Source organism: Paenibacillus sp. CB74 (genome assembly GCF_055687625.1).
In genome coordinates this window covers 5,161,971-5,185,847 of record NZ_CM146009.1, presented here as the reverse complement: position 1 = coordinate 5,185,847, position 23,877 = coordinate 5,161,971, and the positions used below count along the sequence as shown (strand labels likewise).

Sequence of the window (23,877 nt, the reverse complement as noted above, 5' to 3'; positions counted from 1 at the left end):
CGAATAGTCAAACCTCATACAGATAGGGTAATATAAAAATACAAATTGTATTCGATTACAAAATGATCTCTGAGGAGGCAACAATCATGGCTGGAGTACGTTTAGAGCATATTTTCAAAAAATACCCGGGTTCTGATAAAGCAACTGTAGTTGACATTAACCTGGACATTAAAGATAAAGAATTTCTGGTATTGGTAGGTCCGTCCGGTTGTGGTAAATCAACAACACTGCGTATGATCGCAGGCCTTGAGGAAATTTCTGAAGGTAAACTCTATATCGGTGACCGTGTCGTTAATGATGTTGCACCTAAAGACCGCGATATCGCGATGGTATTCCAATCCTATGCCTTGTATCCGCATATGAGCGTATATCAAAACATGGCGTTTGGTTTGAAATTGCGTAAGGTTAAAAAAGACGAGATCGACAAACGTGTACGTGAAGCAGCTAAAATCCTGGATATCGAGCATTTGCTTGAGCGTAAACCTAAGGCATTGTCCGGTGGTCAACGTCAGCGTGTCGCTCTAGGACGTGCGATTGTCCGTGATCCACAAGTCTTCTTGATGGATGAGCCTCTCTCCAACTTGGATGCTAAGCTCCGTGGTCAGATGCGTGCGGAAATCACTAAACTGGCTAAACGTTTGGAAACAACAGTTATCTACGTAACGCATGACCAGATCGAAGCAATGACGATGGGTGACCGGATCGTAGTTATGAAGGATGGTATCATCCAACAAGCAGCTTCTCCGGAAGAGTTGTATAACCTGCCGGCTAACCTGTTCGTAGCTGGTTTCATCGGTTCCCCGACAATGAACTTTATCTCGGGTAAACTGGCTGAGCAAGGTGCTAACCTGCACTTCGTAGCTCCAGGCGTGGACGTTGAAATCCCGCAAGGTAAAGCACAAGTGTTGAAATCTAGAGGATACATTGGCAAAGAAGTCATTCTGGGTGTTCGTCCAGAAGACATTCACGAAGAGCCCGTATTCCTGGAAGCATCCCCGAACTCTGTATTCTCTACTCACGTAGATGTAACAGAGAACCTGGGTCACGAAATGCTCCTCTACTTGAGCGGTGTAGGTAACGATACTACAATCGCACGTGTAGACGGACGTTCTAACACTCGTGATGGTTCCACAGTTAAAATGGCCATCGACATGAACAAAGTTCATATCTTTGACAAAGAGACTGAAGTGAACGTACTTCTTCAAGACTAATATTACTGGGATTCATCGGTGACGATGGATTCTGACAGTTAACGCACTTATACATTGTAATGAGAGCCCCTTCCGTTATTGCTGGAAGGGGCTTTTTTTAAAAAATTAATGAATTCTATAATATTCAGCGGAGCAAGGATTAACAATTACCTGTATAAACGACCGCTAAACCATCCATGTAGTATCCCTAATGGGTGCTTGATCAGAAGGTTTTTTCTTACTAATGGTTGTCGGAGGCTACGATTGCATTCATCCCGGAATTCATTTAAGATTATTTGAAGGTCTGTCTTCATATATCTGAGAGAACCGACTGTTGGAAGGGTATGCATTCTGTACCCCATGTTGTGAATGCGCTAATAATGGAAAGAACTGATACACGATCTGAATTACATAGAGGTACAGCGAATGCTGAAAGGAAGAGACAAATGGCGAAAAAAGTGAAAGTATCCGAATTGGTACAGCAGTTTCAGTTGGAGGTTGTTTCTGGATCTCACGGATTGAAAAGAGTCATTACGGTAGATGATCTGAACCGTCCTGGTCTGGAAATGGCCGGTTATTTTGAATACCATCCTCAAGAACGGGTACAGCTACTTGGAAGAACGGAGTTAGCTTTCTTTGCAATGTTACCCGAGCAAGAGCGGCGTGATCGTATGCAACGTCTTTGTACAGAAGAGACGCCTTGTATCGTTGTAACGCGCGGACTTGAAGTCCCGCAAGAGCTGATTGATATCAGTGAAGAACGGGATCTGGCTGTATTACGCAGTAATATGGCAACAACAATTCTGTCCAGCCGGATTACCGGATTTTTGGAAGGCAAATTAGCACCTACTGCCACGATTCATGGTGTACTGTGTGATGTATACGGGGTTGGTATGTTGATTACAGGTAGTAGCGGTATTGGTAAGAGTGAAACAGCACTTGAACTGGTTAAACGTGGACACCGACTGATTGCCGATGATGCGGTAGAGATCCGCCAAACGTCAGATTTTCAGCTTCACGGTACTGCACCTGAATTGATCCGCCACTTGCTCGAAATTCGAGGTGTCGGTATTATCAACGTCATGACATTATTCGGAGCCGGTGCCGTTCGGAATAACAAACGGATTACCCTGGTTGTACGTCTGGAAGCATGGCAGCAGGATAAACAATACGATCGTCTGGGTCTGGACGAAGAGACTACACGTATCATTGATACCGATGTGCCTCTCGTTACGATTCCTGTTCGTCCGGGACGGAACTTGGCGGTTATTATTGAAGTAGCCGGAATGAACTATCGTCTGAAACAGATGGGTCTTAATGCTGCACTGCAATTCACGAACAAGCTGACAGCAACCATCTCGGAAGATATGGAAGACATGGATTAAGAAACATTTTATACAAGGACATGAAGATAAATGGTTGACGTGTACTGCTTCTCTGGAGGCGCAGGGCATGCCAACCATTCGTCATGCGTGTGATTGATCGAATAAATAGGAGTGTGAATGAATGGATACATTATTACTGTTGAACCCGATTGCGTTCTCTATTGGAGCGTTAAAGGTTCACTGGTACGGGCTTATTCTTGGTGCCGCGGCACTTATAGGACTGCTGCTCGTGATCCGGGAGGGCAAACGCTACAATATCCCACAGGAAGTGTTCATGGACATGGTTCTGCTGGGTGTGCCTTCTGCCATCATTGGTGCCCGCATCTACTATGTCGCATTTAAGTGGGAAGATTACAAGGATAATTTCTGGGATGTCTTTAAAATATGGAATGGCGGTATCGCCATCTATGGTGCCCTTATTGGTGCAATCATCTGTGCAGTTATTTTCTTCCGTCGTAAAGGCTATAACTTCTGGCGTATGGCCGATATCTGTGCGCCTGGACTGATTGTTGGACAGATGATCGGACGTTGGGGGAACTTTGTGAATCAGGAAGCCTATGGCGGTCCTGTGGAAGAATCATTTTTGAGAGACAAGCTTCATCTGCCGGACTTTATTGTGAATCAAATGAACGTAGAAGGTGTATTCCATCATCCTGCGTTTTTGTATGAATCAGTATGGAGTCTCGCTGGTCTAATCTTGCTGCTGATTCTGCGTCGTCAGAAATTCCTGCGTTCAGGTGAACTGTTCATGTCCTATTTCATCTGGTACTCTATCGGTCGTTTCTTCATTGAAGCTTTGCGTACGGACAGTCTGGGCTTCCAGGCTCCGCAATGGGTTGCTTCATTAGTTAACGGGCTGTGGTCTCCAATGACTGTGATGGGCTTCGAACAAGGATATCTTGATCCTGCTTATGGCAACGTAAGAATCTCGCAACTGCTCGCTATTGGTATCATTATTGTTGCTGTTGTATTCATAGTGGTGAGAAGAGTGACAGGTAAAGCCGATGTTCGTTACAGTGATCCGATTGTATCGTCCAAAGTTACCTCTGATGATATGGAACATACAGGAACAGTTGTTGGCAAAGAGAGCAAGGTAACACCTCCAGCCAAAGATGACCCGAAGCAAGTTGATGATAAAAAGGAGTAATGCAACATGATTGACACGGTATTGTTCGATCTGGACGGAACCATTATTGATACCAATGAGCTGATTATCAGCTCATTCCAGCATGTCATGGGGGGATGGGAGCATTCAGCTCCATGGACACGAGAACAGATCATTCCGCATATGGGTGGCACACTGGAGCAGCAAATGCGTACCTTTTCTGGACAAGAGGAAGTCTCTGAGTACGTGAAAGGTTATCGTGCCTATAATGATATCCATCATGAAGCGATGGTTAGACCTTTTCCACATGTCATTGAGGTAGTAGAGGCGTTGCATCAGGCTGGCATTGTGATGGGTGTGGTCACAACTAAAATTCGTCCATCTACATTAAAGGTGCTGGAACGTTTTGACCTACTGAAATATATGAAGACGATTGTGACCGTGACTGATGTGACGAATCCGAAGCCACATGCTGAGCCTGTGTTGAAAGCAATGACGGAACTGGGTGCAGATCCTGCTAAAACGTTGATGGTTGGTGATAGTCCGGTGGATATCCAATCGGCTCAAAATGCGGGTGCACTCTCGGCGGGGGTTGCATGGTCTCTTAAAGGAGAAACAATCCTGAACGGATATGGCCCCGATCACATGTTGCACGACATGAGAGACTTGTTAGAACTCATCCGTATTGAAACGGGTCGTTCATGAGAAAAGTAACCCGCTATCCAGTAGAGGATCAGAATGCACTTTGGCATATCTACAAGACAGTGAGTCCGTGGAAGGGCGTTCGTAATTTTATCTGGATCCAGTTGTCACGCTACTGTCCGATTCTATCGGTGAAGAACTGGATTTATCGCCGAATGCTGGGGATGAAGGTGGGAAAACATACGGCCTTTGGCCTGATGGTGATGGTGGACGTGTTTTTTCCGGAGAAAATAACGGTCGGCGAAAACTCGGTCATCGGTTACAACACAACGATTCTCGCTCATGAGTATCTCATTAAGGAGTACAGGCTCGGTGAGGTGATTATCGGGGAAAATGTACTGATTGGTGCCAATACAACGATTCTGCCTGGGGTAACCATAGGGGATGGAGCGGTTGTAGCTGCTGGAGCTGTCGTACATAAGGATGTTGCACCAGGAGCTTTTGTTGGAGGTAATCCACTACGTGACTTATCCCGTGCGGCAGCTTCTACGGAAGAGACTGTCTTTAACACGGATAATTCTTCTCAGGGTAGTGTGCATTAAGTCCACAACGTAATGAAAGAAGATGGGTTGAAGTAAAAAGCTGCTTATGGCAGCTTTTTTCGTATATAAATACCGATGGGTGAGGGTAACGGTGCGAATATAAAACGAGATGCCGATCCAAGGGCAATCAAGCTTCGGTATTGTTGACGGTAGTGCGGATTTCATGTTATCATATCCCATATCCTTTAGTTTGTTAGCACTTTACCATGTGAAAGTATTGTTGGGGAAATTAAACGTGATAAAGGTTGAACTAAACCAATAGTTAAAAGCTTGTGCAGCAATACGTTGATTCAGGGTTACAAGATAGAATGGGGATTTACACTACATAAATCCTGTTGAAATAGAATGAGCACCACTCTTAAATTACTGACTCGGGGTGAATAATACCAATGTCCAAACCAAAAGGATTTGAAAAACCGACCGGATTTCGCGACTATACACCACATGTTGTATCCAAGCTGCGTACGATTGAGCGGAATGTACTAGAATGTATGGAACGCTGGGGTTACCGTCAGATCATCACACCAACGATTGAATATTACGACACGGTAGGTGTAGCCAGCTCTACATCGGATCGCAAATTGTTTAAATTATTGAACAGCCGGGGAACCACCCTGGTGCTCCGATCGGATCTAACGGCTCCGATTGCACGTGTCGTTTCGTCCATGCTCAAAGATGAGCAATTGCCACTGCGTCTGTCCTATCATGCGAACGTATTTCGTTCGATTGAAGAGGAAGCTGGACGCGAGGCGGAGTTCTTCCAGACAGGGGTGGAGCTGGTTGGAGATGACTCACCTGAGGCGGATGCAGAAGTTGTTGCGCTTGCGATTGCCTCTTTGCAGGCAGCGGGCGTATCTTCTTTTAAAATAGCGATGGGTCATATGGGATTCCTGAACGGATTACTGGAGGAAGTGATTCCAGGCCAGACAACGGAGCAGGAGCAATTGAAGGAAGGGCTGCTCGGACGTGATTATGTCGGCTATCGCCAGTCCATCGAAGCATTGAACCTGGAACCCAAGTTGAAAGAACAGCTTGAAGCGATTCTGCGTCTGCGCGGTGGCAAGGAAGTCTGCACACATGCGGTAGAGCTAAGTTCAAGCGCTGAAGCAGCACAGTCGATTGCGCATCTGTGTGCAGTATTCGAAGTGTTGGAAGCGTACGGTGTATCCGAACATGTACTGATTGATCTGACGATGATCGGGGATTTCTCCTATTATACGGGCATGACGTTTGAAGGATATGCAGCAGAACTGGGATCTCCGGTATGCAGCGGCGGGCGGTATGACAATCTGTTACAACAATTCGGGCGTTCGTTGCCAGCTACAGGGTTTGCACTGAAAACCAACCGGATTATTGATGGCGTTCACGGTATTACCATTGAAGAGAAGAAACCGATACTTATCCAATATAGCCCGAAACGTCGGGCCGAGGCACTGACAGAAGCGGCAAGATTACGCAGTCTGGGACAAAATGTAGTGACACTCCTTCTTCCTGAAGACGGGGCTGGAGCAAGTGCTGTATCTACTGGAGCAACAATCGTTCAGGCTGAGCAGGTTATTACTTACGGATCTGAAGAAGGAGGAGGACGCTGAGATGTCGGATATTCTGAAGGTGGCCATGCCGAAGGGCCGAATCTATAAAAAAGCCTCCAAATTGTTCCGTGAAGCGGGGCTGGATATTCCAGAAGACGTGGATGATACACGCAGATTGGTCATTGAAGTACCGGAAGCGGGAATGGAATTCATCATGGCGAAGCCAGTAGATGTTCCAACGTACGTGGAGTACGGTGTTGCTGATATCGGAATTGTTGGTAAAGACGTGCTGCTGGAGGAAAATCGGGATGTGTACGAACTATTGAATCTGGGAATCGCCCAGTGCCGTATGTCTGTAATTGGACTTCCCGACTGGAAGCCAGGTATTCAGCAACGTGTTGCAACGAAGTACCCGAGGATCGCTTCACAGTATTTCCGGGAGCAGGGGCAGCAGGTTGAGGTGATCAAGCTGAATGGTTCCATTGAGCTTGCGCCCTTAATTGGTCTGGCAGACCGGATCGTCGATCTGGTGGAGACTGGTCAGACGCTGCGCGAGAACGGATTGGTGGAGATGACAGGTATTCTGGACATCACCAGCCGTCTTATCGCCAACCGGGTAAGTTATCGAATGAAAAACGCACGAATCCAGGCTTTGTGTGATGCACTTCAGCAGGTTATTCCGGCATCGAATGAGATATCGGCGGGAAGCCTTCGGGGATAAATTACCGATAAGCAAGGACTGCAAGGCAGCAAGGAACGGGAAATATACAAACGGAATAACCAAAGAATGAAACGATAGAAGTAAGGAACGAGGAAAACGAGAAACAAATCGGCCATATAAGGTAGGTATTACAGGGGATGAGGAGGTTGTACGTATGAAAATTGTACCTGCACGTGAGTTTGATCTGAAGCGTGAAGTGGAGTATGGCACGCCAGAGCAAAATGAAACGGTACGGCGTATTGTCAGCGACATTCGCCGTGAGGGTGATGCGGCACTGCTGCGTTACACGGAGCAGCTGGACCGCACGAAGCTGACGGCCGCGGAATTGCGCGTGCCGCAGGAAGAGCTGCAGGCGGCTTATGCAGCCGTGGAGCCATCCTTTGTGACGGCGATTCGGCAAGCCGCCGCCAACATTCGTGCGTTTCACGAGAAGCAGAAACGCAACTCGTGGATGGATTGGCAGCCGGACGGCAGCCTGCTGGGCCAGGTCATCCGACCGCTGAAGCGGGTCGGGGTCTATGTACCTGGCGGTAAAGCAGCGTATCCATCGTCTGTGCTGATGAATGTGATTCCGGCACAGGTGGCAGGCGTGCCGGAGATTGTTCTCGTGACGCCGCCGTCTACCAACGGTGGTGAAGGCATTAACCCGTACATTCTCGTGGCTGCTGCGGAAGCAGGCGTGAGCGAGATGTACCGGGTTGGCGGCGCTCAAGCCATCGCCGCCCTGGCTTACGGCACGGAGAGCATTGCCCCGGTCGACAAGATCTGTGGACCGGGCAATATTTACGTGGCGCTCGCGAAGCGCGAGGTGTACGGTGCGGTCGATATCGATAGTATCGCCGGGCCGAGTGAGATTGTGGTACTCGCCGATGATACGGCGAATCCGGTGTATGTCGCCGCCGACCTGTTGTCGCAGGCGGAACATGACGAGATGGCATCGGCCATTCTCGTCACGAATTCGGCCGCGCTGGCGGAAGCCGTGCAGGGCGAAGTGCAGCGGCAACTTGAAGTGCTGCCGCGGCGTGATATCGCTGCTGCTTCGGTAGAGCAGTATGGCGCAATTATTGTGGTCGATTCCATCGATGAGGGAATCGATGTGGTGAACCGGCTCGCACCGGAGCATCTGGAGATTATGGTGCAGGAGCCGATGGCTTACGCTGGCCGGATTGAGAATGCCGGTGCGATCTTCCTCGGCCCGTACAGCTCGGAGCCGGTAGGGGATTATTTTGCCGGACCGAATCATATTATTCCGACCAATGGAACGGCGCGATTCAGTTCGCCAGTGGACGTGGACGATTTTATCAAGAAATCCAGTCTGATCTATTATAGTAAAGAAGCGCTGCTGCAGAACGGAGCGGCTATTATAGAGTTGGCCCGCCATGAGGGTCTTGAAGGTCATGCCCGTGCAATCGCTGTACGGTTAGAACAGGAAGGAAAGGCGGAATCGGACAATGGATAATCAAAATAACGGTGTGGAACTTGAAAACAAAGGTGCAGTGCGCCAAGCAGAGGTTGACCGCAAAACGAACGAGACCAATATTCAATTGGCCTTTAATGTAGATGGAACAGGACAATCCACGATTGAAACGGATGTACCTTTCCTGAACCATATGCTGGATCTGTTCACGAAGCACGGACAATTCGACCTGAACGTACAGGCCCGTGGAGATATTGACATTGACGATCATCACACGGTTGAAGACATCGGCATCTGTCTGGGACAGACGTTGCGAGAAGCATTGGGTGACAAACGCGGGATTAAGCGCTACGCCAGTGTTTTTGTACCGATGGATGAGGCACTCGCTCAGGTTATTATTGATGTGAGCAACCGACCTCACTTTGAATACCGTGCAGAATATCCTTCCCAACAGGTAGGCAGTTTCTCCACGGAGCTGGTACATGAATTCCTGTGGAAATTGGCGCTGGAAGCTCGGATTACGTTGCATGTCATTGTGCACTATGGTCAGAACACCCACCACATGATTGAAGCGATCTTTAAGGCATTGGGACGTGCACTGGATGAAGCAACGTTGATTGATCCACGTGTAACGGGTGTGCCTTCCACGAAGGGAGTGCTGTAGACGATGGCGATTGCAATTGTCGATTACGGTATGGGTAACCTGCACAGCGTCGGCAAAGCGGTCGAACGTCTTGGCTACGAGGCGCTGGTCACGGGTGACCGGGAAGAGATTCTTGGCGCAGATGGTGTGATTCTGCCAGGCGTAGGTGCTTTTGGTGATGCGATGGTTCATTTGCGGGAGAGTGGACTGGATACGGTTGTGAAAGAAGCCGCTGCAGGTTCCAAGCCGCTGCTCGGTATCTGTCTGGGGATGCAGTTGTTGTTCAGCTCAAGTGAGGAGCATGGCGAACATGAGGGACTGGATATATTGCCAGGTAAAGTGGTGCGTTTTGCACCCGGAGAACTGAAGGTTCCTCATATGGGATGGAACCGTCTGGAATTCCTGCATGCGGAAAACCCGCTGTTTGCGGGACTTGAGGCAGGACACGTCTATTTTGTGCATTCCTATCATGCACTTACTGACAACAGGGATGATCTGCTGGCGGTAACGGATTACGGACATCCGGTGACAGCCATTGTAGGCAGAGGATCCAACTTCGGCATGCAATTCCACCCGGAGAAAAGCGGAGAGCTTGGCATGAAGCTGCTCGGCAACTTTTTGGCTCTGACAGGAGCGCCTGTACAACGGTAAAACAATCATCTCTTCTTAACTATAGAAAGCGTACAAATCTAATTCATATTCAGGAGGCCTTGTATGTCATCTTTTATCCTATATCCGGCGATTGATATCCGGGACGGCAAATGTGTAAGACTGGTGCAGGGAGATTATAATCAGGAGACCGTGTACAACGATGACCCGGTTCAAGTGGCTCTATCCTGGGAGAAGCAAGGCGGTACATATGTGCATCTGGTGGATCTGGATGGTGCCAAAGCAGGTCATCCTGTTAACGATGAGCTGATCGGTCGCATTGCCTCGGCTGTGAACGTACCTGTTCAGGTGGGCGGTGGACTTCGTACAGTAGCGGATGTAGAGCGATTGCTGGGTCTGGGTGTTAGCCGGCTGATCATTGGAACAGCGGCCATTGAGGATCGTGCTTTTACAGAGGAAGTACTGGGACGTTACGGCGACAAAGTGGCAATTGGCATCGACGCTCGTAATGGTTACGTGGCAACCCGTGGATGGCTTGAAACATCGGAAGTACAGGCAGAGGTACTCGCGAAGGAATTGGCGGCGTATGGGGCAGAAACGTTTATCTTTACGGATATTTCCCGTGATGGTATGATGCAGGGTCCTAATGTGGAAGCGATTGTGTCTCTAGCCAAGGCAAGCGGACGGACCGTTATTGCTTCCGGTGGTGTGAGTGTAATGGATGATCTGCTTCGTCTGAGCCGTCACGCCGATGATGGTGTTGGTGGAGCGATCGTGGGTAAAGCACTGTATACGGGAAGCATCGATCTGTCTGAAGCGGTACGTGCAGTAAATAAGTAAGGGATACTCGGATAGAGAGGAAGAGGTAGCATGCTGGCAAAAAGAATCATCCCCTGTCTGGACGTGAAGGACGGCCGGGTCGTCAAAGGCGTCAACTTCGTCAATCTCCGCGATGCGGGTGATCCGGTAGAGCTGGCGGCGCTATATGACCGCGAAGGCGCGGACGAATTGGTATTTCTCGATATCTCGGCTTCGGTAGAAGGTCGCGAAACGATGGAAGAAGTCGTGCGGCAGACGGCTGGCGAGATTGCTATTCCCTTTACGGTAGGTGGAGGCATCTCCAAGGTGGAGGACATGAAGCGGATTCTCCGGGCAGGAGCGGACAAAATTGCAGTGAATACAGCCGCGGTACTTAATCCGCAGTTGATTGCCGATGGTGCACGTCGCTTTGGCTCGCAGTGTATCGTGGTAGCGATCGATGCCAAGTATAACGAAGCTTGGGGCGAGTGGGAGGTCTATACACATGGTGGACGTAAACCCTCCGGCATCAAGGCGTTGGAATGGGTTAAACAGGCTGAGAGCTTGGGCGCGGGAGAGATTCTGCTAACCAGTATGGACGCGGACGGAACAAAAGACGGTTTCGATCTGAAGCTGACGGCAGCGGTATCCGAATCTGTGCGTATACCAGTCATCGCATCGGGCGGTGCGGGCAAGGAATCTCATTTCTATGATGTATTCACCACGGGCAAAGCGGATGCAGGTCTGGCCGCAACGATTTTCCATTACAAAGAAATCGCCGTACCGGCGTTAAAACAACATTTGAGAGAACAAGGGGTGGAGATCCGTGACTAAAGTGAGCGATGAAATCAAGGAACAGTTGTCCTTGGAACAGGTTGTGGAACACATTCGTTGGAGTGATGGTTTGGTTCCTGCCATTGTGCAGGATGTGGATACTCGAGAAGTTTTAATGATGGCTTATATGAATCGCGAATCACTGAAGTTGTCGCTTGAATCCGGTGAAACCTGGTTCTGGTCACGCTCGCGTCAAGAGCTGTGGCATAAAGGGGCAACATCTGGCAACGTGCAGACCATTACTTCCCTGAAATATGATTGTGATGGTGATACTTTGTTGGTTGAGGTCAAACCGAACGGTCCTGCCTGCCATACAGGTGCGGTAACATGTTTCCATAATGAGATCATTGGTTTGCCAGAGAAATCGACAGACAAGGCTCCGGATAAAGCCGGTGAGGCATCTGCTTCTGCGAATTCGGATTCCGAAAGTCGCTTTGAGGTATTGGCTGAACTGGAATCCGTTATTGCAGAGCGTGAACGTGAACGCCCTGAGGGTGCATATACAACCTATTTGTTTGATAAAGGTGTAGATAAAATATTGAAAAAAATCGGTGAAGAAGCGTCCGAGACGATTATCGCCGCCAAAAATAAAGATAATGACGAGCTTCGCCTGGAAGTCAGTGACCTGATGTATCACCTGCTCGTCCTGTTACAAGAGCGCAAGCTGCCACTGGACGACATTATGTCAGAGCTGAGCCGCCGTCATGAACGGCCTCGCCGCGATTAGGAGGCGAGTTTCGTGCGTATAGACTACCATACACACCATGAGCGGTGTGGACATGCCGTTGGCAAACTGGAAGAGTATGTACAGCGTGGTGTGGAGATTGGACTATCCCAGATTGGATTGTCCGATCACATGCCATTGCTGCATGTCGATCCAGCTCAATATTATCCGGAAATGGCGATGCCTATGGATGAACTGCCGCGTTATGTAGAGGAGTGTTTCTCCCTGAAAGAACGTTACCGTGGGCAGATTGACGTACGTGTTGGTCTGGAAGGTGACTATATTGAAGGCTGGGAAACAGAGATTCGTGCAATCATTGAGCGTTATCCTTGGGACTATGTGATTGGCTCCGTTCATTTCCTCGGGGAATGGGACATTACGGATTTTCGCCAGACCCATCACTGGGAGGGCAAAGACATCCTTGAAGTATATCGTCAGTACTATGATGCCGTGAGTAAAGCAGCTGCGACGGGTCTGTACGACATTATGGGCCATACGGATGTCATTAAACGGTTCGGCTATGTTCCTTCAGAGGAGCAGACGGCGGAACGTATCTCACTAGAGAATGCAGCGCTGCAGGCTATTGCAACAAGTGGCTGCGCCATGGAACTGAATGCTTCCGGGTTATCGAAGCCTTGCACCGAGATGTTCCCTAGTCGTAGAATGCTGACGGAGGCTATTCGATTGGGCATTCCTTTAACGATGGGTTCTGATGCGCATGATCCACTGAAGCTGGGGGATTATTTGCCTGAAGCTGAAGCACTTTTACATGAGTTGGGCTGTACGGAAGTCGCTGTTTTTGAAGGCCGTCATCGCTCGTTCATTCCTTTAAATGTAGAAGCCAGTGGAGTATAATGAGGGTAGGAAATAACCTTTTAAAGGTAGTTCAAAAAAGTCCGCTTTTGATTACGAATGATGCCTAAAGGCATCATTAGCATCGAATATGGAATTCAGCCGAAATAGGTAGATGCTCACGAAGTATGTTTCCTCTGGAAACATTGTGGTTGCTCACGTAGTTTTCTCCTACGCTCCGCTACTCCATTTCTAGCTTTATCCCATCTTCTCGGTACTGAAAACCGGTCTTTTTGAACACTCACTTTTAGATAAGGGATTATATAGGGGCTTCAACCCTCGGGAGGGCATTATGCAGCATTCGTTACGTATTTTTTCCGGTTCATCGAACCCTAAGCTGGCAGAACAGGTATGTGACAAGCTGGGTGTACAACTGGGCAAGATCAAGCTGTCCAGGTTCAAGAGCGGAGAAATATACGTTCATTATGAAGAAACGATCCGTAATTGTGATGTGTTTCTGGTACAGTCGTTGTCTCATCCGATCAATGAGCTGTTTGTCGAGCTGTTGGTGATGATTGATGCCGCAAAGAGGGCTTCAGCACGCACTGTGAACATCATTGTTCCGTATTATGGTTATGCGCGTCAAGAGCGCAAATCTGCTCCACGGGAGCCGATCTCGGCCAAGATGGTAGCCGATGTATTAACTACGGCTGGCGCCAATCGCGTGGTAACGATCGACCTGCACGCAGCGGCCATTCAGGGATTCTTCAACATTCCAGTTGATCACATGACATCGCTGGATCTGATTAGTGATTATCTGTTGAGCAAAGGTATTGAGAACCCTGTCGTTGTCTCCCCTGATGCGGGACGAGCATCAATGGCAGAGAAGCTGGCCAATCGTCTGGATTCCCCGTTTGCCATTATGATCAAGAAACGTCCAAGCCATAATGAATCCGTGATTACCCATGTCATTGGTGATGTAGAAGGACGGACACCGATTATTATTGAGGATCTGATCGACACCGGAACAACCATTCTGAATGTGGTGGAAGGGTTGAAGGAACGCGGGTCCAAAAACGTATATGTATGTGCAACTCACGGATTGTTCTCCGATGGAGCAGTAAGTAAGTTGAATCACCCGTCAATTGAAGAGGTGGTAGTTACGGATTCGATCGCACTGCCAGATGACCACCCCGAATGCTTCAAAGTATTACCTGTTGCGCCAATGCTGGCTCGCGCCGTACGCATTATTGTGGATGGTGGCTCCATGGCCACATTGTTTAAGGATTCTGGCATTTAGTGCATCGAGGATATAACGGTGTGCTGCCGGATGAAGTGTTCCGTGTCTGAGTTGTTGTCTGCTCAGCACGGTTTTTTTGTTTTGGCTCTTGGAATTCAATTCTTGCATTGCTGCTCCGAGGCATGTGCTATAATAACATAAAATCAGTTATGATAGCGTTATCATTATAGTATTCAGCCCTCAAGGTGAGATGGATGCTGAACAGTAGAACCACGGCTGAGAACATTGGCATCGTGGAGTGAGGAGTGGGGTCTATTGTCTCGTAATTGGTACTACCGGTTACTGTTCTCTTATTTCCCAATTTTTTTTCTTACGGTGACCATACTCATTTTCATCGCGTTTGTTTTCATCAATGACATCTCTAAAGAGGAAACAAAAAAAGCAGACCGGATCTCCTCCAGTTATATGATAGACACGGTGGATCGTACAATCAGGGGGATTGAACTATCCATTTTGGAAACGGTACAGAGTCAGCAGGCATACAGACTCTATTTTAGTAACAGAAACCAGAACAGCTCGGACACAGTGTATGCAATTGCACAGAGTTTACGGGAGCTAACGAATTCGTCCTCATGGATTCAATCCATCTATCTATATGACAAGCGAAATAAACATGTTCTGACCGTAAGTGGCTCCAGAGAAGCGGAAGGTTTCTCGGATAAGGCATGGATTGACCAGATGGGTACCGGTTCTATCGGTTCAGGGTGGCAACCTGTCCGGGAATTCGATACGGACTCTTCTCAACGTACCCCGATTCGCGTATTAACCGTGAACAAGGACATGCCTTTGCCTTTTGGCTCTCAGGGCACATTGGTCATTAATATCAAGATGAGCAGTATTGAACAGAGCGTAGATAGTATGGTTAATGGTCAGCTCTCATTCCTGACGATTACTGATCGGGAAGGTAAGGTTGTGTATAATGCACACTCGGACCAAGAGGGCTCGATAGATGGTCAGGAACTCAACAGGCTATCATTAGAAAGACTGGGATGGACCATATCCAGTGGAATCAAGGCCGGTAACTTATTTGGCTGGGTATCTGTCGTGTCTTATGTGTGGGTAATCATTGCGATTGTGACGGTTATCTGTGCAATTGTGTATATCGTGTATATTACTCGTCGTAACTATAAACCCATTCAGATCATCATGAACCGAATTGAGTCTCATCAGATTCGAGCGTTTGAACACTCGGGGGCTCGTACGGATGAGATGAAGATGATTGACGGTGTACTTGAGAATCTGATTAATCACATGATGGATTATGACAAGAAAAGCAGGGAAAATATACTCATGCAGCGCAGTAAGTTGTTCAATGCCCTATTGCACGGTGAACACATCGAAAATGCAGAAGAGCAATTAACAGAGCTCTCTCCACTGAATGACGTGCATGAATCGTCACGCTTTATCGTTGTTGTTGGAGAGATTAATCGTTATGAGAAGGGGTTCCAGGAGAGGTATACGAGAGGTGAACAAAATACGCTGAAGTTTGCCTTGATGAATGTTTTGCAAGAGCTGTCACGTAATACCGGAGTACAATGCTGGACGGAATGGATTAGTGTAGATCAAATTGCAATCCTTTTTGTGTTCAAAGAACAGAGTAATAACAACTTGGACATGTCTGGTCAGATTCGGGTTGTAGCTGAGGAATGCAAATCTTGGGTGGAACAAAATCTACGCATTTCCTTAAGCTTTGGCATTGGACCTATTGCTCAGGGAATCGGTGCAATACGAAGTTCTTATGCGGCAGCAGAAGCGGTAATGCAACGTAAACTTTTGATGAACGGAGATGTCGGCCAAGCCGACTGCGGTGAACCACAGCATCCTTTGCTGGATACCTATACTTATCTGCAGATGATTGCGGACTTTGTTAAGCGGTTCCGGATGTCGAGTGGACAGTGGCGGGAACAGTTGGAGGAGATCTTTACCGCATTTGAACAGAACAAATTGCCGGATGACGAGATTCGTTCTCTGATTCAAGCCATGTTACAGATGCTCAGCCGAGAGGTGGCTATGATGTCGGAAGGGCTTCAGGAAGAGCTGTCTGAAGAAAACATCAACAGATGGTTAAGCGCTGTGGAAGAGGCAGAGACGCTTACGGATGTGAAAAGTCTTTTGTTCGATGGTCTGACGGACTTGTTCCGAACGTATGTAGCGGTAACGGAAACCAAGAGTTACAAAGCCATGGTCAACGAAATGAAAAATTATATTGAAGAACAGTTTGCGAATCCTGATCTTTCCTTGAAACATCTGAGCGACCGATTCCAGATTACGGGCAAACATGCGAGTTATTTGTTCAAGACAGAATTCAACATGAAGTTTGTTGATTTTGTTACAGAGCTTCGCATGAAGGAGACGGAGCATCTTCTGCTCAATACCGATTACTCTTTGCAGGATATTGCCCTGAAGGTTGGGTATGCGAATGGAATTACATTAGGACGTGTATTTAAACGGGTAACGGGTATCACACCAGGAGATTATCGTCGTTTGAAACGAGAACATCGAGAACCCGAAGAGTAACGCAATGATGATCTTATTCTGAGATCTATAGATCAGGATAGCACAGGGTGAATTTCATGCAGTCACTTTCCACCAGGAGAGCAGGCTTGCAGAGGTTCGCCCTGTTTTCGTTGAACAGCTCTCTGCTGGGAGAAATTGATGCAACTGTTTTCGCAAGATAACAAGCTAATATTCCTGATTTTCCCCGTTTACGAATATAGGCAGTGTGTGAAAATGGTTTATCCGAATGGGGACAGGCAGTTCTGAGTCGTAAGGTGTTGAGAGCCATCAAAGCCTAGAGCAGCATAGCTTTGGGAAAATAATCAGTCTGCGAAAATAGGCGTAGCATATAAACCATAATCCGTTTGTAAGCGCTTCCGAAACTGGTTTATTGCTAGAGTCCGCGAAGATGTGGAATACTCGGAGCAAGCCTTAAACATTCACGCAAAGTAAAAGGGGATGACAAAATGATTGGAAAAGCAACCAAGGGGAGTAAGAAGAAATGGATGGGTCTGGCACTTACAATGGTAATGGGAGTGTCCTTACTTGCGGGGTGCTCGTCTGCATCAGACAAAGAATCAGCAGAAGGCGGGGCAACAACGAATGGTGAGCGTGTTACTTTGAAAGTGGAGGTTTTCGATCGTGGTAACAGTCCTTCTCCACATACGATCACTAACAACTATTTAACTAAATTTGTTCAAGAGAAATTCGGCGATCCGAATAACATTGATGTGCAATTCGTACCTGTTCAACGTTCAGAAGAAACAACTAAGCTCAACGTGTTAATGGCCAGCCCCAGCGACGTTCCAGATATTGTGTTTGTATACGACTCCAGTGTGTTCTACCGTTATGCTCAGCAAGGTGGTCTAACTGAAGTGGGTGAACTTCTTAATGAACATGCGCCTAACTTAAAAGAATATCTCGGCGAAGACCTATTGAAATTTGGTCAGCTTGAAGGTCAGCAATTCGCTATTCCGGGTAAACGTGCCATTACTTCCCGCTACAATTCTTATATCCGTCAGGATTGGCTCGACAAGGTTGGAATGAAGGCTCCAACGACAACAGATGAGCTTTATGAAACGCTGAAAGCGTTTAAAGAGAAAGATCCGGGTAATCTGGGCAGCAAAAACATCCCAATGGGTATGGCACTTGCCCCAGCCCAGTACGAAACATTGATTTACTCATTTATTAAACCCGTACAAGATGGACTTACGTACAGTCAGCGTTACGAGCTACCATTGCATGATGGGTTCAAAGATGCGATGCAGTTCCTTAACAAACTTTACAATGAAGGTCTGATCAGCAAAGACTTCAGTCTTGATGAAGAAAAAACGCAATTGGTCAAAGATTTCCAGAACGGTAATATCGGCTACATGTCTGAGGACGTAGGTCAAATTCTGTATGCAGATGGTATGCTTGATAATTTGTCCAAAAATGTACCGGATAGCAAAGTTGTAGCAGTTGACGCTTACACCAACCCGAATGTGGACAATAAACACATCAAATCACGCTATGGTAGCAACGGTATGTACATCATGATTCCAAAAAGCAGCAAACGTTCGGTTGAAGCAGTGAAATACCTGGACTGGATGGCTTCTGGAACGAACTTGCTAGAGATAAACACAGGTGTCGAAGGTGAAAATTTCGATATGGTTGATGGTGTTCCAGTTGTTAAAGATGATGCACCACAGGATGTCAAAGATCGTGTCTACAACGGTGGTGACATGGCCATTATTGCTAACGGTAAAGTTGTGGGAGATCAGGCAGCCAATGAAGCCGCATGGATTGCAGGCTTCCCAGAACGTAACCAAGAGCTGATGAGACAGTCCATTGATATTGCTAATACGGATACGATCGGCCCGGTTATCTTCAGCAAACCAATCGAAGCAGAATCTAAATATGGTACAGCGCTAAATGATAAGTTGAAGGTGCTTATTGTGAAAACTGCGATGGCTAAACCGGCAGACTTCGAAGCGGTATATGAAAAAGAAATGAATGATTTCATGTCACTGGGTGGCACAGAACTGAAGAAAGAGCTTGAAGCAGCACTTCAGTAAGCACTATTAAATAAACAGATTCATCTTGTAATTACTAAATAAATATGTAATTCACTGCATAACTTTGGAAGGAACGTGTGCCGCCAGTATGGGCGGCACAGCCGTTTCTTGTTGATAGGAGGAAACCGATTTGACCATCACATACTTGAAAAGGTATTGGCAATTATACGCGCTCATCTCACTGCCCCTGATCTACTTCTTGATCTTTCGTTACGGCCCAATGTACGGGGTTCAGATCGCTTTTAAGGATTTCAACTTGTTTCAGGGCATTAACGGGAGTGAGTGGATCGGTTTCGATGCTTTCCGTGAAGTATTTGGAATGCGGGACTTCTACACCACATTACGAAATACCTTCATGTTAAATTTCCTCGACTTGCTTGTTTCGTTCCCTGCTCCAATTTTATTGGCCATCATGCTCTATGAAGTTCGTTTTAAATGGTTTAAAAAACTATCGCAAACGATTCTATACATCCCTCACTTTATCTCCTGGGTTATCATTGGGGGAATTGTATACCAATTGTTCGGCAATCAATCCGGTATGGTTAACGGTGTATTGGAGAGTTTGGGCTTAAATTCAATACCATTTTTGACAGAAAAAAATCCATGGCTTGTGACATATCTGTTCACAGGTGTCTGGCAGAGTGCAGGATGGGGTACCATTCTATATTTGGCGGCATTAACTGGCGTGAACAAGGAATTGTTTGAGGCTGCAGAGATTGACGGAGCTTCAAGACTGAAGAGAATCTGGCATATTACGTTGCCAAGTATTAAACCAACCATTGTGACCTTGCTCATTCTTAATCTCGGACATATGGTCAGCATCGGTTTTGATCGGCCTTATATCATTGGTAATACGGCCGTGCGAGAATATTCCGATGTACTCAGTACCTTTGTATACAGAGTTGGTCTTGAATCAGGACAATACACGCTGGCAACTGTCGTTGGACTGTTCCAGGCAGTGGTAGGGCTCATATTCGTGCTAGGATCTAATTATATTTCAAAGAAAGCAACGGGTGAAGGTATTTTGTAGGTTGTAGATAAACGGAAGAGACGCCAATCGGCTTGTATGTATAGACCATCAGTAAAGGAGCTGTGCGCATATGAGTGAACGCACCTCAAATCGGATTTTTGATATCGTTAATATCTCCTTTATCAGTTTGTTTGTTATATTCTGTCTAGCTCCATTTTTGCATACCATTGCGATATCTCTAAGTTCTAACCGGGCTATTACTTCGGGAGAAGTGACCATTTTTCCTAAAGAATTTAACTGGAATGCGTATGTTCAAGTATTCTCTGATCAATCCATGCTATATTCACTGGGTTTTACGACTATTCTGACAGTGGTAACCACAGTGTTGTGCATGTTATTCACACTTGCTGCTGCATATCCGTTAACCAAGAAAAAATTGAAAGGGCGCAAGCTCTTCATGTATGTCATCATCATTACGATGTTCTTCAGTGGCGGGATGATTCCCGAGTATTTGCTCATTCGTGATCTCAATATGCTTAATTCAGTGTGGGCACTGATTCTGCCTGGACTGGTCAGTCCTTTTAACCTGATTATCCTGATCTCATTCTTCAGAGGTATTCCAGAAAGTCTGGAAGAATCAGCAGAAATTGACGGTAGCTCACATGTACACACGCTATTCAAAATCATACTCCCATTATCCATGCCTGTACTGGCCACATTAGCTCTATTCTATGCGGTTGGCCGCTGGAATGGATTCCAGGATTCCCTGTTGTATATTAATGATCCCAAGTTGTATCCGTTACAACTGAAGCTCTTCCAAATGGTTCAAAACAACATGGTGAGTGAGCTTACATTAATGGAAGGTGCTAACCGCACACCACTGACTCCGGAAAGTCTCAAGGCAGCTACAGTTGTATTTGCAACGGTACCTATCCTGCTTGTTTATCCGTGGCTGCAAAAGTATTTTGTCAGCGGTGCGATGCTTGGTGCGGTAAAAGGTTGAGTTAAGGCTGGTGTAAAAAGTTTAGCCAGAGGGAGGAGAAGGAAACCAGATGCAGCACATAGATAAGGGAATATATTCGTTCTCCACATGCTGGAATATCCGAAAACATGATGTCGGGGAAAATATGATTCGGGAGATTGCAGATCTCGGCTTTCGCCGGGTGGAGCTAAATTATAATGTAACGAAAGAGATGCTCACGACGATTGAGCCCATGATTGAGCGTGGAGAGATCGGAATTTCTAGTGTCCATAATACCTTTCCACATGACCCTGATCCCGATTATGGTACGGATTCCATCCTGCTCGGCTTCGAAGATGAAGTGAAACGCAAGCGGGCGATCGAATTGCTGGTAGAGTCGGCTGAATATGCCCAGCGTTATGGGGGAGAAGCTGTTGTTGTACACCCCGGAGAGGTACCTTTCCCTGAGGATATCAGCAAAGATCTTGGAAAGATCTATAACGAGGAAGGCCCGGATTCACCGAAGTATCGCAGCAAATGGGCGGAATTGATGGAGCGGCGGGAAGCCCTCAGTTCAGGGTATGTGGAGAAAATTATCGCCAGTCTGGATGAAGTATGTAATCGGGCGGCAGCTAAGGGTCTGGATGTTCGTTTTGGCATCGAGACGAGATCCAGACCACAACAGATTCCTACCCTTGCCGAAGCCAAGACCATTATTACGGCCCTCAAAGGGGCCCCGGTTGGCATCTGGTACGATACAGGTCATGCCATCATGATGGATCGAATGGGCCTATATGACAGTGTGGGAGAAATGCAGGGGCTGATGGATGATATCGTAGGGGTGCATATTCATGAGACTCTCGGTCTCTCTGATCACTGGTGCCCGTATGTACACAGTAAGGATATGAATTTCTATGATGCCTATCTGCCGATGATCCGTCGTGCACAAGTGAAGGTGTATGAGTTGAAGTCTGCCTGTACGGCAGAAGAGATTCACGAGAGTCATGACTTGCTTATGAAGAAGCTTGGGGTGACAGAGTAAGCGTGGTAATGTGGGAAACAGTTGGCGTGTTCACAGCGTGTGTTCAACGACTTTTTCCTCAGTGACAAAGACCCGTAAATATGAAGTAAAACAAGCACGTATTTTCTAGCGACTTTAATCGGTATATGGTATATACTGACGAGAAAAAATGAACTCACCTACGGGCGGTGTGAGTATGCTTCCGTTCTGAATTGAAGGCGCTGAAGCAACATACTCCGCACATCGGGAGAATGCATTGGTATGGAGGGACTGCACATGTATAAACAGCTGGTGGAGAGTAATGACAGAGCGGTAGAAAGAGGCATATCCCGGCAGATGCTTGATCCTGAAAGCCGTTATTATGGAGGCACCATCGATCCCTATACAGGTGTTGCCTGGGTCAACCACACAACGGGCACGCCCACGGATATGTGTTACTGGGGGGCTGCGATCTCCAATCCGGACTCCATCTATTATCGGGATGAGGCGTTGTTAGATCGACTGCTGATAGCTACGGAATATGTACTCCGCTTCCAGCATGAAGATGGTTCAATATCTCCGGGTTGGACTAATTACCACTCCCCTCCAGACACTGCATTTGTCGTTGTGGGATATTCACAGTTGTATCAGCTACTTCAGCAACAGGAATGGGAGCCATTGCAACCTGTACTGACCAACATGAGGCTGTTTCTGGAACGCACGATTCCAACGATGCTTACAGGTGGTTGTCATACGCCGAATCATCGCTGGGTGCTATGCGCGGCGCTCGGTTTCCTGCATCAAATCTTTGGTCTGGAGGAAGCTGTGCAGCGCGCAGAGCAGTGGCTGGCAGAAGGCATGGATATTACACCCGATGGGGAGTGGACCGAACGAAGCAACGGAATATACAGCGCAGTTAGCGACATCATGTTAATTCATGCCGCGCGCCTGCTCAATCGTCCTGAACTGCTAGAACCGGTGAGGCTTAATCTCCGCATGATGGTGTACCTGGTGCATCCTACAGGTGAGATTGTTACAGATTATTCAGGGCGACAGGATCTGGGCAGTGTTCATGATCTGTCACCCTATTACTTACCGTATGCCATTCTGGCGCGGCTGGATGGTGATCCACTCTTTGCGGGGATGGCAGCCTGGGCGGGAGATACATTGACTGATCCGGGAGTGTGCTCGGTGAATACACTCATTCGGTTAATGCTTGAGCCTGAGCTTCAGCATCCGGATGAGGAACGTGATGCATTACCGAAGCAATACGAAGTTATGCTGAATGAACATTTTGTACGGGGAGACTATCTGGGACAGATGGATTCAGCAGGGCATCACGGACGGATCTCTCACAGTCGGATGCATAAGGATTTTGGTGCTCCGGTAACCCGAATTCGGGATGGTGCTACTAGCGTGACACTGATGACAGAAGTTCCTTCTTTCTTCGCGCTTCGTCATGGTGAGGTGCGTCTGCTGGCTGTGCAACTGGCTTCATACTTTAATCCGGGTTATGTCCCTATGCAGCACATGACCAGATTATCCGCAGGGTACCGTTTGACTGGTGAGCAGAAGAAAGGCTACTATGGTCCAGTTCCTGCGAATCTGTTACCAGAATCTGCTGCATCAGATATAAGTCCATGGTATTTGCTACCTCATCAGAATCGTCAGCTTACTCATGAGCAGACATTCCGTGTAGGCGCAGAAGTGCAACCAACTGAAAATGGATGGACCATGCATCTATCCGGGCAAGAACCGGAGGACATTATGATGCAGTTGTCCTTTGTATTCGGAAGCGAAGGTGAGTTGACCTGTGAGGACGCGATTGAAACAAGTGAGGGTCACTATTTGTGGAAAGGCGGTACGTTACGCTATACCTGCGGAGAAGATTGGTTAGAGATTACAGGGGGCGAACTTGGGCATCTGGCGGCAACGGTTCGTGAGGCAAAACTGCCGGACAAGTGCAAGGTTGTGCTGGTCAATTTCATGACACCGTTTGATAAAACCATTCATATTTCACTCTCGCCTTCGATGGCGTGAGTATGGAGTTATAACTTTAGAAGACCGAGCCTGCGGGCTTGGTCTTTTTTTTTACGAAT

The 23,877-nt window shown here is 47.4% G+C and carries 21 protein-coding genes; all 21 read left to right on the top strand.

Going from position 1 to position 23,877, the window contains the following annotated elements; translation table 11 throughout:
• Positions 1-86 precede the first annotated feature (86 nt).
• The 21 genes from ACX9NY_RS22935 (at position 87) to ACX9NY_RS22835 (ending at position 23,818) form a co-directional block, all read left to right on the top strand.
• Complete coding sequence (locus tag ACX9NY_RS22935; protein ID WP_062837775.1) at positions 87-1,211, top strand: ABC transporter ATP-binding protein; 1,125 nt, start codon at positions 87-89, stop codon at positions 1,209-1,211.
• A gap of 425 nt (positions 1,212-1,636) precedes the next feature.
• On the top strand, positions 1,637-2,575 hold the full coding sequence (hprK, locus tag ACX9NY_RS22930) for an HPr(Ser) kinase/phosphatase (protein ID WP_091011999.1): 939 nt from the start codon (positions 1,637-1,639) through the stop codon (positions 2,573-2,575).
• A gap of 121 nt (positions 2,576-2,696) precedes the next feature.
• On the top strand, positions 2,697-3,722 hold the full coding sequence (gene lgt, locus ACX9NY_RS22925) for a prolipoprotein diacylglyceryl transferase (protein WP_342571551.1): 1,026 nt from the start codon (positions 2,697-2,699) through the stop codon (positions 3,720-3,722).
• Between the two features lie 6 nt (positions 3,723-3,728).
• Positions 3,729-4,385 (top strand): pyrophosphatase PpaX, encoded by a 657-nt coding sequence (gene ppaX / locus ACX9NY_RS22920; protein WP_339238995.1) that lies wholly within the window; start codon positions 3,729-3,731, stop codon positions 4,383-4,385.
• Positions 4,382-4,924: an acyltransferase gene (locus ACX9NY_RS22915; RefSeq protein WP_339238996.1), complete on the top strand. Its 543-nt coding sequence runs from the start codon at positions 4,382-4,384 to the stop codon at positions 4,922-4,924. Before ppaX ends, ACX9NY_RS22915 begins: the two co-directional genes overlap by 4 nt.
• Positions 4,925-5,313: 389 nt before the next feature.
• A complete protein-coding gene (locus ACX9NY_RS22910; protein WP_472475275.1) occupies positions 5,314-6,516 on the top strand; it encodes an ATP phosphoribosyltransferase regulatory subunit in 1,203 nt (400 codons plus the stop codon).
• 1 nt (position 6,517) lies between these two features.
• Positions 6,518-7,177: an ATP phosphoribosyltransferase gene (gene hisG / locus ACX9NY_RS22905; RefSeq protein ID WP_062837770.1), complete on the top strand. Its 660-nt coding sequence runs from the start codon at positions 6,518-6,520 to the stop codon at positions 7,175-7,177.
• Positions 7,178-7,331: 154 nt separating this feature from the next.
• Complete coding sequence (gene hisD, locus ACX9NY_RS22900; RefSeq protein ID WP_105602316.1) at positions 7,332-8,636, top strand: histidinol dehydrogenase; 1,305 nt, start codon at positions 7,332-7,334, stop codon at positions 8,634-8,636.
• Positions 8,629-9,258, top strand: coding sequence for an imidazoleglycerol-phosphate dehydratase HisB (gene hisB / locus ACX9NY_RS22895; protein WP_472475271.1), 630 nt, complete (start codon positions 8,629-8,631; stop codon positions 9,256-9,258). Before hisD ends, hisB begins: the two co-directional genes overlap by 8 nt.
• A gap of 3 nt (positions 9,259-9,261) precedes the next feature.
• Positions 9,262-9,888: an imidazole glycerol phosphate synthase subunit HisH gene (gene hisH / locus ACX9NY_RS22890; protein ID WP_472475269.1), complete on the top strand. Its 627-nt coding sequence runs from the start codon at positions 9,262-9,264 to the stop codon at positions 9,886-9,888.
• Between the two features lie 63 nt (positions 9,889-9,951).
• Complete coding sequence (gene hisA / locus ACX9NY_RS22885) at positions 9,952-10,686, top strand: 1-(5-phosphoribosyl)-5-[(5-phosphoribosylamino)methylideneamino]imidazole-4-carboxamide isomerase (protein WP_047841450.1); 735 nt, start codon at positions 9,952-9,954, stop codon at positions 10,684-10,686.
• A 30-nt stretch (positions 10,687-10,716) separates the two neighbouring features.
• Positions 10,717-11,478 (top strand): imidazole glycerol phosphate synthase subunit HisF, encoded by a 762-nt coding sequence (gene hisF / locus ACX9NY_RS22880; protein WP_017691268.1) that lies wholly within the window; start codon positions 10,717-10,719, stop codon positions 11,476-11,478.
• Positions 11,471-12,205, top strand: coding sequence for a bifunctional phosphoribosyl-AMP cyclohydrolase/phosphoribosyl-ATP diphosphatase HisIE (hisIE, locus tag ACX9NY_RS22875; RefSeq protein ID WP_445252929.1), 735 nt, complete (start codon positions 11,471-11,473; stop codon positions 12,203-12,205). The genes hisF and hisIE overlap by 8 nt, the downstream gene beginning before the upstream one ends.
• Before the next feature lie 12 nt (positions 12,206-12,217).
• A complete protein-coding gene (gene hisJ, locus ACX9NY_RS22870; protein ID WP_472475266.1) occupies positions 12,218-13,057 on the top strand; it encodes a histidinol-phosphatase HisJ in 840 nt (279 codons plus the stop codon).
• 289 nt (positions 13,058-13,346) lie between these two features.
• The gene (locus tag ACX9NY_RS22865) at positions 13,347-14,294 is read left to right on the top strand and encodes a ribose-phosphate diphosphokinase (RefSeq protein ID WP_036616184.1); all 948 of its coding nucleotides are present in this window, start codon (positions 13,347-13,349) and stop codon (positions 14,292-14,294) included.
• 255 nt (positions 14,295-14,549) lie between these two features.
• Positions 14,550-16,811, top strand: a complete 2,262-nt coding sequence (locus ACX9NY_RS22860; protein ID WP_472475264.1) for a helix-turn-helix domain-containing protein — start codon at positions 14,550-14,552, stop codon at positions 16,809-16,811.
• A 446-nt stretch (positions 16,812-17,257) separates the two neighbouring features.
• Positions 17,258-18,847: an extracellular solute-binding protein gene (locus tag ACX9NY_RS22855; protein WP_339239007.1), complete on the top strand. Its 1,590-nt coding sequence runs from the start codon at positions 17,258-17,260 to the stop codon at positions 18,845-18,847.
• A 130-nt stretch (positions 18,848-18,977) separates the two neighbouring features.
• Positions 18,978-19,877: an ABC transporter permease gene (locus ACX9NY_RS22850; RefSeq protein ID WP_339239008.1), complete on the top strand. Its 900-nt coding sequence runs from the start codon at positions 18,978-18,980 to the stop codon at positions 19,875-19,877.
• A 70-nt stretch (positions 19,878-19,947) separates the two neighbouring features.
• Positions 19,948-20,820 (top strand): carbohydrate ABC transporter permease, encoded by an 873-nt coding sequence (locus ACX9NY_RS22845; RefSeq protein ID WP_339239009.1) that lies wholly within the window; start codon positions 19,948-19,950, stop codon positions 20,818-20,820.
• A gap of 49 nt (positions 20,821-20,869) precedes the next feature.
• On the top strand, positions 20,870-21,820 hold the full coding sequence (locus ACX9NY_RS22840) for a sugar phosphate isomerase/epimerase family protein (RefSeq protein WP_472475261.1): 951 nt from the start codon (positions 20,870-20,872) through the stop codon (positions 21,818-21,820).
• Between the two features lie 255 nt (positions 21,821-22,075).
• Positions 22,076-23,818: a hypothetical protein gene (locus ACX9NY_RS22835; RefSeq protein WP_472475259.1), complete on the top strand. Its 1,743-nt coding sequence runs from the start codon at positions 22,076-22,078 to the stop codon at positions 23,816-23,818.
• Positions 23,819-23,877 lie beyond the last annotated feature (59 nt).

Excerpts from the sequence above, each read along its gene's own strand:
- ACX9NY_RS22935 (WP_062837775.1), top strand. The coding sequence starts at position 87 with ATGGCTGGAGTACGTTTAGAGCATATTTTCAAAAAATACCCGGGTTCT.
- hprK (WP_091011999.1), top strand. The coding sequence starts at position 1,637 with ATGGCGAAAAAAGTGAAAGTATCCGAATTGGTACAGCAGTTTCAGTTG.
- lgt (WP_342571551.1), top strand. The coding sequence starts at position 2,697 with ATGGATACATTATTACTGTTGAACCCGATTGCGTTCTCTATTGGAGCG.
- ppaX (WP_339238995.1), top strand. The coding sequence starts at position 3,729 with ATGATTGACACGGTATTGTTCGATCTGGACGGAACCATTATTGATACC.
- ACX9NY_RS22915 (WP_339238996.1), top strand. The coding sequence starts at position 4,382 with ATGAGAAAAGTAACCCGCTATCCAGTAGAGGATCAGAATGCACTTTGG.
- ACX9NY_RS22910 (WP_472475275.1), top strand. The coding sequence starts at position 5,314 with ATGTCCAAACCAAAAGGATTTGAAAAACCGACCGGATTTCGCGACTAT.
- hisG (WP_062837770.1), top strand. The coding sequence starts at position 6,518 with ATGTCGGATATTCTGAAGGTGGCCATGCCGAAGGGCCGAATCTATAAA.
- hisD (WP_105602316.1), top strand. The coding sequence starts at position 7,332 with ATGAAAATTGTACCTGCACGTGAGTTTGATCTGAAGCGTGAAGTGGAG.
- hisB (WP_472475271.1), top strand. The coding sequence starts at position 8,629 with ATGGATAATCAAAATAACGGTGTGGAACTTGAAAACAAAGGTGCAGTG.
- hisH (WP_472475269.1), top strand. The coding sequence starts at position 9,262 with ATGGCGATTGCAATTGTCGATTACGGTATGGGTAACCTGCACAGCGTC.
- hisA (WP_047841450.1), top strand. The coding sequence starts at position 9,952 with ATGTCATCTTTTATCCTATATCCGGCGATTGATATCCGGGACGGCAAA.
- hisF (WP_017691268.1), top strand. The coding sequence starts at position 10,717 with ATGCTGGCAAAAAGAATCATCCCCTGTCTGGACGTGAAGGACGGCCGG.
- ACX9NY_RS22865 (WP_036616184.1), top strand. The coding sequence starts at position 13,347 with ATGCAGCATTCGTTACGTATTTTTTCCGGTTCATCGAACCCTAAGCTG.
- ACX9NY_RS22855 (WP_339239007.1), top strand. The coding sequence starts at position 17,258 with ATGATTGGAAAAGCAACCAAGGGGAGTAAGAAGAAATGGATGGGTCTG.
- ACX9NY_RS22845 (WP_339239009.1), top strand. The coding sequence starts at position 19,948 with ATGAGTGAACGCACCTCAAATCGGATTTTTGATATCGTTAATATCTCC.
- ACX9NY_RS22840 (WP_472475261.1), top strand. The coding sequence starts at position 20,870 with ATGCAGCACATAGATAAGGGAATATATTCGTTCTCCACATGCTGGAAT.
- ACX9NY_RS22835 (WP_472475259.1), top strand. The coding sequence starts at position 22,076 with ATGTATAAACAGCTGGTGGAGAGTAATGACAGAGCGGTAGAAAGAGGC.